This is a genomic window from Leeuwenhoekiella sp. NPDC079379, assembly GCF_044542075.1.
Taxonomy (GTDB): Bacteria; Bacteroidota; Bacteroidia; order Flavobacteriales; family Flavobacteriaceae; genus Leeuwenhoekiella.
Genome location: NZ_JBITTU010000004.1, coordinates 428918 through 444636 on the forward strand (window position 1 = coordinate 428918; position 15719 = coordinate 444636).

The window sequence follows — 15719 nt, forward strand, 5'->3', positions numbered from 1 at the left end:
TTACTTAATGATCTTTACATCCAAAAATAAATTTTATGCAAAAATTATTACTCACATTATTACTTATTACGTCTTACTTTGGCCATAACTTAAATAGTCAAAGTCTCACTGCAGGAGATATTGCTTTTATAGGATATAATACTGATATAAACGCAAACGGAACACAAGACCATTCTTTTTCTTGGATAACATTAGAAGATATATTTGCAGGAACGGTAATTTATTTTACCGAAGAGGGTTGGAATGCCAATGCAAATATTTGGTATGGATCAAATGAAGGGCATTATTCATGGACTTCCTCTGGGTATATACCTGCTGGTACAATTGTATATGTATATGAAAGTGGTGCATCAGATGTTTTAATTTCTTCTGTGGGCACTATGTCTGGGCTTTTAAGCGGGACTGGTTGGAATCTTTTAGGAGGTGATAACCTTTTTGCATACCAAAGTTCTACAGGAGTTAAGCCAATATCTCCAAATTTTCTATCTGGATTGTATGGTGATGATAATTTTCGACATACAACAGGTTGTGACGATGCAAATAACTGGTTCGATTGCGAGAATTGCGAAACAGTTGGACAATCGTGTGCTACAACGGGGGGGGGTACCTCTGGGCTTCCTAGTACGCTAACTAACGGAACTAATGCGATTGCTTTGTTTCCTAGTCCATTTAATGAAACGGACAACGCAAAATATAATGGTACATTAACAGGAACTAAAGCTTTTGTAGCATCAGCAATTAATAATCGGAACAATTGGAGTTTTGATGACTTCACTGCTTACAATATCACATCAGGAGCATATAGCACACCAAATATAATTGGTGCTTCCAACACAGCTCCTGCTATTGGTGGCACAACAGCAGGGCAGACCGTTAATGACAACGCTACAATTAATCTTTTTTCAGGAATTACAATTGCAGATGCCGATGGTGACCCTGTTTCTGCTACCATCTCTTTAGATAATAATTCCAAAGGAGTTATTACAGGAGCGTCTTCGGGCACAGGTCCGTATATCATTACAAGCAGAGGAGCTGCTGCTATGCAGACGGCTTTAAGGTCCCTCAGTTTTAACCCAACAGACAACAGATCGGCTACTTCAGAAACAACAACTTTTACAGTGACGGTAAATGATGGGACAGATAATACTATCAATACTACAACTACAGTAATCTCAAGTGCAGTTGCTCCCACAGTAAGCAGTATAGTCGTTTTGGGTAGCCCAGTTAATAATGCTACCAGCGTCCCTTTTACTGTAACTTTTAATGAAAATGTCTCTGGTGTAGATGTTTCTGATTTTACTGTCGATTCCTCCGGAACAGTAACCGGTAGTGTTGCAAGTGTCACCGGTAGCGGTACCACTTACACGATAACCGTTAACTCTGTTTCTGGAACAGGAACCGTGAGTATAGACTTAAACTCCAGTGGTACGGGTATTACAGATGCCGGTGGTAAAGCTATAAGTGGTGGCTTTACAGCTGGTGCAACTCACACGGTGGATACGCAAGCGCCAGTCACCCCAGGAGCTCCAAATTTGGTAGCTTCTTTTGATTCGGGAACTTCAAATACTGATGATATTACTTCAATTACTCAACCAAGGTTCAGCGGATCAGTAGAACCAGAATCTACTGTAAAAATAAGTTCCTCAGTAGATGGTTTAGTTGGAACTACTACTGGCAGATCGGGGGATGGTGCCTATTCCTATATAATTACGAGTACCCTGTCGGAGGGAACACATAATATTACAGTGACTTCAACAGATGCTGCAGGTAACGAAAGTGCGCCATCAAGTGCTCTGGCCATTGTAGTAGATACCTCTAACCCAACTTTCAGCTCCAGTAGTCCTTTAGATAATGCCACAGGAGTAGATGCAAGTGGAAATATCACCCTTACTTTTAATGAAAAAATTGTCTTTGGAACAGGAAATATACAAGTTATTGATCTAACCGATGGATCGAATTCATTTACAATCAATGTCGCTTCCCCAGGAACACAAGCATCTATAAGCAATACTGTCCTTACTATTAATACGAGTACAAACCTTGATGAAAGTGCTAATTATGCTATTCAAATAGCTGCCACTGCCATAGATGATATTGCTGGCAATAGCTATGCTGGAATCACGGATAATACCACACTGAATTTTACTACGGCTGACCTAACAGCGCCACACATTACAAGCATAGTTCGTCAAAATCCTACTACCAACCCAACCAGTGTTGACCAATTAGTATGGGATGTGACGTTTAGTGAACCTGTAAATAATGTCTCTACTGATGATTTCACGGTAACTGGAACCACTGCAACGATAGCAAGTATTACTAATCCAAGTGGGACTATTTACAGGTTAACAGTTTCTGGAGGTGATTTAGAAGGTTTAAATGGAACTGTAACTTTAGGATTTTCTGGAAGTCAAGACATTACAGACGTTGTCGGTAATTCATTAACTACTACTATACCTACAGGAACTAATAATAATACGTTTGTAGTTGAAAATAAAATACCACTCACTATAAGTGGTCTTATTGGAGATAATAAAATTTACGACGCTACGACTACAGCTACTGCATCAGGAACTGCTTTATTAAGTGGAGTTATAGGAGGAAACGACGTAAGTTTATCAGGTACACCGGTCTTCACCTTTGCCAGTGCTGAAGTAGGTACAGGTATTGCAATCACGACCACAGGTTATACCATTTCTGGTGCAGATGCTGGTAATTATACTTTAACTCAGCCTGATTTATCTGCTGATATCACCACAAAGGAGGTAACTGTTACAGGAATTACAGGTGATAGCAAGGAATATGACGGAACAATTACAGCCACAGTATCAGGAACAGCTTTACTAAGTGGAGGAGTAGGTGGAGACGACGTAAGTTTATCAAGTACACCGGTCTTCACATTTGCCAGTGCTGATGTAGGTACAGGTATTGCGATCACGACCACCGGTTATACAATTTCCGGAGTAGATGCTAATAACTATAGGTTGACTCAGCCTAATTTATCTGCTGATATCACCACAAAAGCGTTAACCATAACGGGAATCACCGGAGATAATAAAGTTTATGACGGTACCACTGCAGCCACTGCATCTGGAACTGCTTCACTAATCGGTTTAGAAATAACAGATGACGTAAGCTTGGGCGGTACATCGGTCTTCACCTTTGCCAGTGCTGATGTAGGTACAGGTATTTTAATAACTATAACTGGCTATACCATTTCTGGAGTAGATGCTAATAACTATACCTTGACTCAGCCTAATTTATCTGCTGATATCACCATAAAAGCTTTGACCATAACGGGAATCACCGGAGATAATAAAGTTTATGACGGTACCACTGCAGCCACTGCATCTGGAACTGCATCACTAATTGGTTTAGAAATAACAGATGATATAAGCTTAGGCGGCACACCAGTCTTCACATTTGCCAGTGCTGATGTAGGTACAGGTATTGCAATCACGACCACAGGTTATACACTTTTAGGTACTGATGCTGGTAACTACGTGTTGACTCAGCCTAATTTATCGGCAGATATTACAACTAAAGACTTAACTATAACGGGAATCACCGGAGATGATAAGGAATATGATGGTACCACTGCAGCTACTGCTTCTGGAACAGCCTTACTAAGTGGAGTAGTAGGAACCGATGATATAAACTTAGGCGGCACACCAGTCTTCACATTTGCCAGTGCTGATATAGGTACAGGTATTGCAATCACGACCACCGGTTATACAATTTCTGGTGCAGATGCTGGTAACTACGTGTTGACTCAGCCTAATTTATCTGCTGATATCACCATAAAAGCTTTGACTATAACGGGAATCACCGGAGATAATAAAGTTTATGACGGTACCACTGCAGCCACTGCATCTGGAACTGCTTCACTAATCGGTTTAGAAATATCAGATGATGTAAGTTTATCAGGTACACCGGTCTTCACTTTTGCCGGTGCTGATGCAGGTACAGGTATTACGATCACGACCACCGGTTATACAATTTCTGGTGCAGATGCTGGTAACTATGTGTTGACTCAGCCTAATTTATCTGCTGATATCACAACTAAAGACTTAACCATTACAGGTCTTACCGGAGATGACAAGGAATATGACGCAACCACTACAGCTACTGCTTCTGGAACAGCCTTACCAAGTGGAGTATTAGTAACCGATGATATAAGCTTAGGCGGCACACCGGTTTTCACTTTTGCCAGTGCTGATGTAGGTACAGGTATTGCAATCACGACCACCGGTTATACAATTTTTGGTGCAGATGCTGGTAACTACGTGTTGATTCAGCCTAATTTATCTGCTGATATCACAACAAAAGCGTTGACCATAACGGGAATCACCGGAGATAATAAAGTTTATGACGGTACCACTGCAGCCACTGCATCTGGAACTGCTTCACTAATCGGTTTAGAAATATCAGATGATGTAAGTTTATCAGGTACACCAGTCTTCACATTTGCCAGTGCTGATATAGGTACAGGTATTGCGATCACGACCACAGGTTATATAATTTCCGGAGTAGATGCTGGTAACTACGTGTTGACTCAACCTGGTTTATCTGCTGATATCACAACAAAAGCGTTGACCATAACGGGAATCACCGGAGATAATAAAGTTTATGACGGTACCACTGCAGCCACTGCATCTGGAACAGCTTTACTAAGTGGAGGAGTAGGTGGAGACGACGTAAGTTTATCAAGTACACCGGTCTTCACATTTGCCAGTGCTGATGTAGGTACAGGTATTGCAATCACGACCACAGGTTATACACTTTTAGGTACTGATGCTGGTAACTACGTGTTGACTCAGCCTAATTTATCGGCAGATATTACAACTAAAGACTTAACTATAACGGGAATCACCGGAGATGATAAAGAATATGATGGTACCACTGCAGCTACTACTTCTGGAACATCCTTACTAAGTGGAGTAGTAGGAGCCGATGATATAAGCTTAGACGGCACACCGGTTTTCACTTTTGCCAGTGCTGATGTAGGTACAGGTATTACGATCATGACCACCGGTTATACCATTTCCGGAGTAGATGCTAATAACTATACCTTGACTCAACCTGATTTATCTGCTGATATCACCGCCAAAACGGTAACTATTACGGGAATCACAGGAGATAATAAAGTTTATGACGCTACCACTGCAGCCACTGCTTTTGGAACTGCCTTACTAAGTGGAGTGATAGGAGCCGATGATATAAGCTTAGGCGGCACACCGGTTTTCACTTTTGCCAGTGCTGATGTAGGTACAGGTATTACGATCACGACCATGGGTTATACCATTTCCGGAGTAGATGCTAATAACTATACCTTGACTCAACCTGATTTATCTGCTGATATCACCACGAAGGAGGTAACTGTTACAGGAATCACGGGGGATAGCAAGGAATATGACGGAACAACTTTAGCCACTGTATCAGGAACTGCTTCACTAAGTGGAGTGGTAGGAGTCGATGATATAAGCCTAGGCGGTACACCAATCTTTAACTTTGCCAGTGCTAATGTAGGTACAGGCATTGCGATTACCACCACTGGTTATACAATTTCTGGAGTAGATGCTGTAAACTATACCTTGACTCAGACTAGTTTATCGGCTGATATTAATCCTTTGACTCTTATTGTAAAAGCTGATGCTCAGACAAAAGTATACGGCTCAGCCGATCCATCATTAACCTATCAGGTCACATCAGGCTCTTTAATTGGAGGTGATTCTTTTAGCGGCAGTTTAACTAGAATTAACGGAGAGGCTGTAGGTACTTATGAAATAACTCAGGGAAGTTTGGGATTAAGTAGCAATTACGATTTAAGTTATATCAGTAATGATTTAATAATTAGCAGAGCTACAATTACAATCACAGCAGACAATCAGACTAAGATTTACGGAGAAACAGATCCTGTATTAACGGTAAGTTATAGTGGTTTTGAAAACGGCGATTCTGAAACAGTTTTGGGTGGTACATTGAACATTAGTAGAATCTCTGGCGAGGCTGTTGGTGACTATGTGATCACTGCTTCGGGAGCTAATTCTTCTAATTATGATATTACGTATGTAGATGGAAGTTTCGAGATTACTCCTGCTGCATTAACAATTACAGCAGACAATCAGACTAAGATTTACGGAGAAGCAGATCCTATATTAACGGTAAGTTATAGTGGTTTTGAAAACGGCGATTCAGAAGTAGATCTGGGTGGAAGTTTAACTGTTAGTAGAACCTCTGGCGAGGCTGTTGGTAGCTATGAAATCAGTGCTTCTGGTGCTACTTCTTCTAATTATGATATTACGTATGTCGATGGAAGTTTCGAGATTACTCCTGCTGCATTAACAATTACAGCAGACAATCAGACTAAAGTTTACGGAGAAGCAGATCCTGTATTTACCGTAAGTTATAGTGGCTTTGTAAACGGCGATTCTGAAACAGATTTGGGTGGTACATTGAACATTAGTAGAATCTCTGGCGAAGCTGTTGGTAGCTATGAAATCAGTGCTTCTGGAGTTACATCGTCTAACTATGACATCACGTATATAGGTGGTAGTTTTGAAATCACACCAGCTGTATTAACAATCACAGCAGACAATCAGACTAAGGTTTACGGAGATGAAGATCCTGTATTAACGGTAAGTTATAGTGGTTTTGTAAACGGTGATTCAGAAACAGATTTAGGTGGAACATTGAACATCAGTAGAACCTCTGGCGAAGCTGTTGGTGACTATGTGATTACTGCTTCGGGAGCTACATCTACAAATTACGATATTACGTATGATGATGGAAGTTTTGAAATCACACCTGCTTCATTAACAATTACAGCAGACAATCAGACTAAGGTTTACGGAGATGCAGATCCTGTATTAACGGTAAGTTATAGTGGTTTTGTAAACGGTGATTTTGAAACAGATTTAGGTGGTACATTGAACATCAGAAGAACCTCTGGCGAGGCTGTTGGTAGTTATTTAATTACTGCTTCTGGAGCTACTTCTTCTAATTACGATATTACGTATGTAGATGGAAGTTTAGCAATTACTCCTGCTTCTTTAACAATCACAGCAGACAATCAGACTAAGGTTTACGGAGATGAAGATCCTGCCTTAACGGTAAGTTATAGTGGTTTTGTAAACGGTGATTCAGAAACAGATTTAGGTGGAAGTTTAACTGTTAGTAGAACATTCGGCGAGGATGTTAGTAGTTATGTGATCAGTGCTTCTGGAGCTACTTCTACAAATTATGATATTATCTACATAGCCGGTAGTTTTGAAATCACACCAGCTGTATTAACAATCACAGCAGACAATCAGACTAAGGTTTACGGAGATGAAGATCCAGTATTAACGGTAAGTTATAGTGGTTTTGTAAACGGTGATTCAGAAACAGATTTGGGTGGAAGTTTAACTGTTAGTAGAATCTCTGGCGAGGCTGTTGGTAGTTATTTAATTACTGCTTCTGGAGCTACATCTACAAATTACGATATTACGTATGATGATGGAAGTTTAGCAATTACTCCTGCTTCATTAACAATTACAGCAGACAATCAGACTAAAGTTTACGGAGAAGCAGATCCTGTATTTACCGTAAGTTATAGTGGTTTTGAAAACGGCGATTCAGAAACAAATTTAGGTGGAACATTGAACATTAGTAGAACCTCTGGCGAAGCTGTTGGTGACTATGTGATCACTGCTTCGGGAGCTACATCTACAAATTACGATATTACGTATGATGATGGAAGTTTTGAAATCACACCTGCTTCTTTAACAATCACAGCAGACAATCAGACTAAGGTTTACGGAGATGAAGATCCTGTATTAACGGTAAGTTATAGTGGTTTTGTAAACGGTGATTCAGAAACAGATTTGGGTGGAAGTTTAACTGTTAGTAGAACCTCTGGCGAGGCTGTTGGTAGTTATTTAATTACTGCTTCTGGAGCTACTTCTTCTAATTATGATATTAAGTATGTAGATGGAAGCTTTATGATTACTAAGGCTAGTCAAACAATAAGTTTTAATCCGTTACCGGTATTAAATTTAGGATCTGATGATGATTTCCAACTTCAGGCTGAAGCTTCTTCAGGTTTGCCAATAACTTATACCTACACATTTACTTCAGATATTCCTGCTGCAATAGTGAGTGCTAGTGGCTTTGTAAATTTGGTACAATCAGGTAGTATAATAATTACAGCATCTCAGTCTGGAAATGAGAATTATCTGCCAGCCATAGCGGTATCTCGGGAACTTATGGTAAATAGTGCTTCCGCAGATATTACTTCGCTCACTATAGGGGATGAAGAATTTACAAATCCAGATTCACAAATTGTATATACTATTGATTGTGATGAGACTGCACAAGAGTTTGTAGTTTCTTATGAAACAGAAGAAAATGCCAAAAGTGATTTTCCAAAATCATTTACTGTCGATGTATCCAAACCTGGAATCTATCGCTATGCAATTACTATAACTTCTCAGGATGGAAGTACTAGTAAAACCTATTCTATTGAAATTCATAAGCGTTTCCTTTTTGAGGATATTGTAGAGCAAAAATTTAATAATACGCTTTTAGTAAATAACAATCCTGCTACTAATGGTGGTTATAGGTTTATAGCTTTTACCTGGTATAAAAATGGTAATGTTGTTAGCAACGGACAATACTTTTCAGAGGGAGATGAAGCTTCAGATAGGCTTGACCCACTGGCGACTTATCGAGTAGAACTTACTACTGAAGGTGGAGATATATTGAGTACTTGTGCATTTACGGTCGAGTTAGATATAAGTAGTAAAATACGACTTGCTCCCAATCCGGTACAGGCAAATGCATCAACGACGCTCTTTGCAAACTTTGAAAAAGAAGAGTTGAACAAAATGAAAATTTCTATTATGAGTTTGAATGGAACCTTAATAGATACATTCTACACGAACTCATCTAAATCAAGCATTCAGATGCCTGCAAATATTCAAGCAGGGGTGTATATCTTAGTTTGCGAGACCTCAAAGCAAACCCAAACCATTCAATTTATTGTTCATTAAATAATCATATGAAAATGAAGTTTTATATAAATGCTAAAACACGGTTGAATATGCCTTTTAAGTTTTTAGGAGTGATTTTATTTTTAAGTGCTATGTCGCTTAATGCTCAAAAAAAGAATGAGGTAAATCTATATATTAATGGACCTGTTTCTATTCTGAAATATGATGCTGTAGATAATTCTGCAGCGTTGGATAATGGTATTGGTTTTGGTCTGGAATATGGGAGATATCTTTCAGATAATTGGAGTTTGAGAACTGGTTTAGCTTTACAGCAGTATAGTGGAAATGCAAAACTCAATCAAATAAATGGAGCATATGCTACTGAAGATTCTGAAGGAGAAAGCTTTGAATTTAGATATCAATTTACTAATTATAAAGAGAGACAAGAGGCATCTTATATTCAGATACCTTTACTAGTGCAGTATGAAGGTAGGGGTGCTTCGCGTTTTTTCGCAGCAGGAGGTTTAAAAGTAGGTATCCTTGCTAGTAGTGAATATAATTCTAAGGCTGATTTGCTAACAACAGCTGGATATTATGAGCAGTACGACGCTTTATTAGAAGGTCCAAAATTTGCGGGATTTGGTAATTTTGGAAAATATAATTGGGGTGCAGATGATTTAGAATTAAAGACAAATGTAATGCTGAATCTAGAAACCGGACTCAAATTGTCTATTTCTGAAGTCAGCTCTTTTTATGTAAGTGTTTATATAGATTATGGGTTAGTCAATATATTTGATCAAACTTCAGGTAACAGACTTTTGGAGTATAATGAAAACACAGAAGTGAGTTTTACAGGAAACAGTATCTTAAAGTCTGCTCCGGGAGAAGTTGAAGATATCAAAACGATATCCTTTGGCTTTAAGCTTAAATACGGTTTAGGTTTTTAAAAAGGATTACGGGATTTAAAAAGCCTGGCTACTCAGCTAGGCTTTTAATGCAAGTAATAAAAGATACTCTCGTCAATACCTAATTCTCTGGATAGATCCCCTACAGATTTTCCTTGTTCATGCTCTCTAAGAGCTTTGATTTTTGGCTCTCGCTAAACTTGCTGTTTTTCATCATGACAGTGTGAATTTAAAATTAGTAAATTCGAATTAACAACTGTCCTGTTTTTAGGGAAGCCTACAAAAAGGGGAAGCCTACATACCTAAGTTAAAGTTTTAAGCAAATATGAATATAGAAAGCATCACGAAACTGATTATTGAATGGAAAAAGGAAGAGTATTTTAGTCTTTATTATAGATCTGGCGAATATCACAGGAGAGCATTACAGTATCTTAAATTGGAAAATTTATTGGATTTTAAAACCCTAATAAATGATTTAAAACCTATTTACCCTTTAAGTAACGAAGAGAAGGAAAATCTCAAATCTCTGGAAGAGAATAAATATGAACTTATAAGAAACCATAGATCAGAATTAAAATATTATCTAAATGAATTTAATAGAAAAAACATTATTAATACTTATGAAATTGATCTAAAGAATATTGAAGAGAAACTTATACCGCTTGAGACTATAGAAGAAAATTACAAAATATCAAAAGCTAATTATGAATTATTGTCTGAATTCTTTCTCTATGGAATTAGTTTTAAAAATGATGATACTAGTTTAGAATGTTCAAATAACTACAAATCAATAATTGAAAGTGTCAGATTTTTTAATGATAAAAAGTCAAATTTTATTACTAACTGGAAATCTCTCTTAAGTAAAGCTTTATGCTATGAAAACTTTGTAATCATTGATTCAAATTATGACGATTTTAAAATTAGAAACAGACACGAGATTAATTATAAAAAACATATGGTTGAAAAATATCAATTACTTTCTGGGTATTTGATAGGTATCAGAAATTCTTTAAATCAAAATAACTATAGAGTTGATGAATTATCTCGCTTTAACCTAAGTATGAATAATGGCATCTTGGCAATTTTGGAGATAAAGAAGTTGCCTAATGATAATCATTTTAATGAAGCCATAATTGGTGAGATTAAAAATTCGAGTTCTTTGAGTAACTCTGGCTATAATTACACTTTACATCTTCTCAGTTCTCTTATACTAAATTTCGAGGGTTATCAATTTAATTTTGAGTTTGATGCCTATTCGGTTTTAATGAATACAAATGGCTTCAATGTCGATGCTTCATCAAAATTATTAGATGATAAGGATGACGAAAATAATTATTAGTAGTAAAGAAACTCTATACCAATAAGTCTTATTTGGTTCTATAAATAAATAGTGAATGAGTAATTTTTTTAAAGCTAGCGGCTTAATCTTTTTGGCGGCAAATTGACCGCTAGAGGTCTTCTTTGACGACTTATATAAAGTAGATTCTGAGAAAGGGCATTTATATTTTTTAAATTTTAATTATACCCAATCTCTTCAGCATCTACTAACGGTTTATGATTTACAAGACAACGATTATACAATAAACCATATACACGGCAGCTTTCACGAAAAAAAACCAATAGTTTTTGGTTTTGGGGATGAAATGGATGCAGATTACAAAAAAATAGAAGAGCTAAACGATAATAAGTTTTTTAAATACATCAAATCATTTAAATACTTTTCAAATAGTAACTACCGTAATTTATTACGTTTTTTAAATTCAGGTTATTATCAGGTTTGTATTATGGGCATTCTTGCGGTTTATCCGATCGTGTAATGCTTAATGAAGTTTTTGAGCACAAAAACTGCAAAAGCATTAAAATCTATTTCTATGAAGATGAATACGGCAATAATGACTTTACCACTAAAGCGATGGATATTTCAAGACATTTTAATTCAAATAAATTGATGCGGGAAAAGATTGTGGAGTTCAACGCAGCAAATAAAATTCCACAGGTTAAGCAATAATTTATATTCAATACTGTAAAATATGAAAGCAACAGAACTACCTATAAATGCCTTTCTACAAGCGGCTAATGTACAATTTGTAATACCGGTGTATCAACGTAATTATGACTGGACCTCAAAAGAATGTAAAGAGCTTTTAAAAGACATTGTAGCTGTTGAAGAAGAGTCTAGAGGTACGCATTTTATAGGGAGTATAGTTTTTATTCACGAGGGTATTTACAGTACCAGTGAAGTAAAAGAGTTGGTCATCATTGACGGGCAGCAGCGTTTGACAACTATAAATATTTTATATGTTGCCTTGTATCGTTTTGCTAAAGAAAATGGTCTAGAACAAGATCGAGAGAGATTGTATAACCTGTTTTTGACCAATCAATATGTGAAGCAGGAATCAAGTAAGCTTAAACTAAAGCAAACCGATACCAACTCTGCAGCATTTCACGCGATTATGATAGGTACAGAAAAGGAGTTTAATCAATACTCTAATGTAATTGAAAACTACACCTATTTTAAATCTCAGATTACAGAAGAAAATTTTGAAATCATTCAGCGTGGTTTAAATCGTTTGATTTTTGTTGAGATCTCACTAGAACGTGATAAGGACGATCCCCAGCGTATCTTTGAAAGTTTAAACTCTACCGGGTTAGAGTTATCCCAATCAGATCTTATCAGGAATTTCATTTTGATGGATTTAGAACCTAAAGATCAACAACGAGTTTTTGAACAAATCTGGAATCCTATTGAAGATAATGCCCTTGATTTAACTCATCAAAAATCTATGGTTTCGGCATACATTCGAGACTATTTAACGCTACGCAACAATAAAATTCCTAATAAAAATAAGGTCTACGAGGAGTTTAAAAAGTTATATCCTAATAAAAAAGGAGATGACTATCAACAAGATTTAGAAAATATTAAGTCTCTTTCGGTACATTATAAGAAATTCATTAATCCTTCTACAGTAAATGACGATGCGGTACGCAGACAACTTAAATACATATCAAGATTAGAAATAAATGTAGCCTATCCTTTTTTACTTCAGGTTTTTGAAGATGCCGAAAATGGACTACTAGATAAGGATGTCTTAATTAAGATTTTAAAGCTTATTCAGTCTTATGTCTGGCGTCGATTTATTGTTGGTTTGCCCACAAATGCTTTGAATAAAATATTTATGTCCCTATATGCAGAAATAGATATAGAAGATTATTACAATTCACTTGCTCAGGCACTTGTTAAGAAACGTGGTACAGCTAAATTTCCGGGTGATGCCGAAATCAAAACAGCCCTTTTAGACAAAGACCTGTATAACATTCAGTCTAAAAACAGGAATTATATGTTTGAGATGCTGGAGAATTATAACAACAGGGAGTTTGTAGATACGTCGAATGAGCAAATAACAATAGAGCATATTTTTCCGCAGACACCTGCAAAAGAGTGGGAACAAGACTTACCCGCAGAGAGCTTTTTTATGTTTAAAGAAAAACATCTTAATACACTTGCAAACCTTACACTTTCAGGTAATAACGGCGCTTTAGGGAATAAGTCTTTTCAGGATAAAAAAACAATAAATAAAGAAGGTCTTGAACAAGGTTACATATATAGCAGGCTTTGGCTAAATAGCTACTTAAAAGATTTGGATGAATGGAACCTTATAAATTATACAGAACGTTTTGAGTTGATTTTTGAGCGATTTTTAAAAATATGGGAATATCCGGATGTACCTGTTGAAGTTGATACTGATGACGAGATAGAAATAAATATCTTCCATGCAGATAAACCTACAGGAAAAAAACTGGAGTACTTTATTTTTGAAGAAACCAAATATGAAGAGACCCATATTGCTCAAATGTATTTTACTGTTTTAAGTGAGTTGTATGCGAAGAATCCCCAGCTTTTGTTGGACATCAAAGATGTGATTCAGCTTTCTAGAAACACAGAAGATTTTAGAGCTCCACAGGAGTTGGTCAATGGGTATTATATAGAATCGAATATAGACAGTAATAGTAAATTTAGAAATCTTAAAAAAATTCTTTCTGTTTTTGAAGCAGAAGATGATTTATTTGTGAAATTTGTAAGTTCTCAAGCCACATCTAGTACAGCAAAACGATTTTCAATACGCAGGGAATTCTGGAAACAATTACTTCCACAAATTAGAGATACTAAACTTTTTTCAAACGTTAATCCTACACGAGATCATTGGTTAAGTTCTGGCGCAGGTACAAGCGGCGCTATGTATTCATTTGTAATTACAGGTTCTTATGCCCGGGTAGAATTGGGCCTTATAAGTTCATCAAAAGAAAAGAATAAAGCGTATTTCAATAAGCTCTATAAGTCTAGAGAAATTATTGAAGCTAGCTTTGGGTCTGAATTAGTTTGGGATGAGTTACCCGAAAATAAAATGTCCCGTATTAAAATAGAGTTACAGAACGTGAATCTTTTTGATGAAGACAATTGGCCCGAAATGACTTCCTTTTTAGTTGAGACGCTTCCCAAATTTGAAAACGCACTACAGCCATTTGTAGACAGATTAAGATAAAAGAAGTTTAAAATCAAAATGTATTAAAAAAAATACCTAATCCTTTGCAGAATTGGGTGTAATGTTGGATGTCAGCCTCGTAACTAATTAATTATCAGTTGACCTTGCGGAGAAAGAGGGATTTTGTTCCAAGATCCCACTTTGAGCATTTTGCAAATTCCTAAGTCTTAAAACAAAAAAACCGCTAGCATAACTGCTGCGGTTTTTGTTATTTCAAGCCTAGCGCTTGATTGCGGAGAAAGAGGGATTCGAACCTATTTATTTAAATTACACATCAAATCAATGTTTCTGTATAAGGTAGGGTGATTCATATAAATTTATATATTTGAATATTACTCGAAAGTATATTCAAATATAACATTTCTGGCACCTAAACTGGCACCTCAATGAATTCAACATTCAAACTCAAAAAACCAAAATCTGATAAATCTACTCTCATATATTTTAGGGCATATTTTAAGAAAGAAGGTAAGTCGTTAATATACTCTACTGGTGAGAGTATAAATCCTAAGGAATGGGATTTTGAAAATAACCAACCTATTAATTTATCAGGTAGAAAAAAAGATGCTGAAATAAGGAGATCTATTAATCAACAGTTAAATAGATACAAAGAATATTTTCAGGAGATCGTTGCAAGATATCGGAATCTTAACGAAGAGCTAACTCTAGCTAAAGCAAAAGAACATTTAAATGAAGAGTTTAAAGAGGGGGCTTCCATTGGAAATGATTTTATGAAAGTATATGATTTGTTCCTGAAAGAAAAAGGTGAAGATCAATCTGGGAATTCAATTTCTGCGAGTACTCTAAAGCGTTACGAATATAATCAAACCTTATTATCAAATTTTGAAACTGACACTAAAACAAAATTGAGATTTGATAAAATCAATAATGAGTTTTTCAATAAGTTCATTAATTACTGCGTTAAAACTAAGAATCATTCAACCAACACTTTAAGCAGGAATATTGGTCTTTTAAAAACCTTTCTATTTTGGGCTTTAAGAAATAAATATACTTATAATGATACTTTTATATCCTTTAAAAATATAAAGCGATTTAAAACGGATGAAGTAGCCTTGAATTTAAATCAAGTAAAGGAGATTGCAAATGTTGACTTATCAAAAAAGCGAAAATTAGAAAAAGTCCGCGACTTATTCGTTTTCGGGTGTACTACTGGTATGAGGTTTAGTAATTATTCCAAAGTGAATATGTAGGCTTCCCCTTTTTAGGACACCTTAAAATTCGATAAATAGTTATTATTTAGTTCAGGTTTGATGAAGAATTTAAATTCTTCATCAAACCTA

Annotated in this window: 6 protein-coding genes and 1 pseudogene; all 7 read left to right on the plus strand. The window is 36.3% G+C overall.

Annotated features, from left to right (window positions below; translation table 11 throughout):
* The first annotated feature begins 35 nt into the window (after positions 1-35).
* The 7 genes and pseudogenes from ACIGAM_RS10130 to ACIGAM_RS10160 all read left to right on the plus strand — a co-directional run bounded on the left by ACIGAM_RS10130 (position 36) and on the right by ACIGAM_RS10160 (position 15629).
* The gene (locus ACIGAM_RS10130) at positions 36-9032 is read left to right on the plus strand and encodes an MBG domain-containing protein (RefSeq protein ID WP_396511340.1); all 8997 of its coding nucleotides are present in this window, start codon (positions 36-38) and stop codon (positions 9030-9032) included.
* 8 nt (positions 9033-9040) lie between these two features.
* A complete protein-coding gene (locus ACIGAM_RS10135; RefSeq protein WP_396511341.1) occupies positions 9041-9919 on the plus strand; it encodes an outer membrane beta-barrel protein in 879 nt (292 codons plus the stop codon).
* 283 nt (positions 9920-10202) lie between these two features.
* Positions 10203-11216, plus strand: coding sequence for a hypothetical protein (locus ACIGAM_RS10140; RefSeq protein ID WP_396511342.1), 1014 nt, complete (start codon positions 10203-10205; stop codon positions 11214-11216).
* Positions 11217-11382: 166 nt separating this feature from the next.
* Positions 11383-11694: pseudogene (locus ACIGAM_RS10145) on the plus strand (AbiH family protein); the annotation flags it as partial.
* Positions 11694-11885 carry a hypothetical protein gene (locus tag ACIGAM_RS10150; protein ID WP_396511343.1) on the plus strand — a complete coding sequence of 64 codons (192 nt, stop codon included), beginning with the start codon at positions 11694-11696 and terminating at the stop codon, positions 11883-11885. The pseudogene ACIGAM_RS10145 and the gene ACIGAM_RS10150, both read left to right, overlap by 1 nt.
* 22 nt (positions 11886-11907) lie before the next feature.
* Positions 11908-14418 carry a DUF4268 domain-containing protein gene (locus ACIGAM_RS10155; RefSeq protein ID WP_396511344.1) on the plus strand — a complete coding sequence of 837 codons (2511 nt, stop codon included), beginning with the start codon at positions 11908-11910 and terminating at the stop codon, positions 14416-14418.
* 386 nt (positions 14419-14804) lie between these two features.
* The gene (locus tag ACIGAM_RS10160) at positions 14805-15629 is read left to right on the plus strand and encodes a phage integrase SAM-like domain-containing protein (protein ID WP_396511345.1); all 825 of its coding nucleotides are present in this window, start codon (positions 14805-14807) and stop codon (positions 15627-15629) included.
* Positions 15630-15719 lie beyond the last annotated feature (90 nt).

Excerpts from the sequence above, each read along its gene's own strand:
- ACIGAM_RS10150 (WP_396511343.1), top strand. The coding sequence starts at position 11,694 with ATGCTTAATGAAGTTTTTGAGCACAAAAACTGCAAAAGCATTAAAATC.
- ACIGAM_RS10160 (WP_396511345.1), top strand. The coding sequence starts at position 14,805 with ATGAATTCAACATTCAAACTCAAAAAACCAAAATCTGATAAATCTACT.
- ACIGAM_RS10135 (WP_396511341.1), top strand. The coding sequence starts at position 9,041 with ATGAAAATGAAGTTTTATATAAATGCTAAAACACGGTTGAATATGCCT.
- ACIGAM_RS10130 (WP_396511340.1), top strand. The coding sequence starts at position 36 with ATGCAAAAATTATTACTCACATTATTACTTATTACGTCTTACTTTGGC.
- ACIGAM_RS10155 (WP_396511344.1), top strand. The coding sequence starts at position 11,908 with ATGAAAGCAACAGAACTACCTATAAATGCCTTTCTACAAGCGGCTAAT.
- ACIGAM_RS10140 (WP_396511342.1), top strand. The coding sequence starts at position 10,203 with ATGAATATAGAAAGCATCACGAAACTGATTATTGAATGGAAAAAGGAA.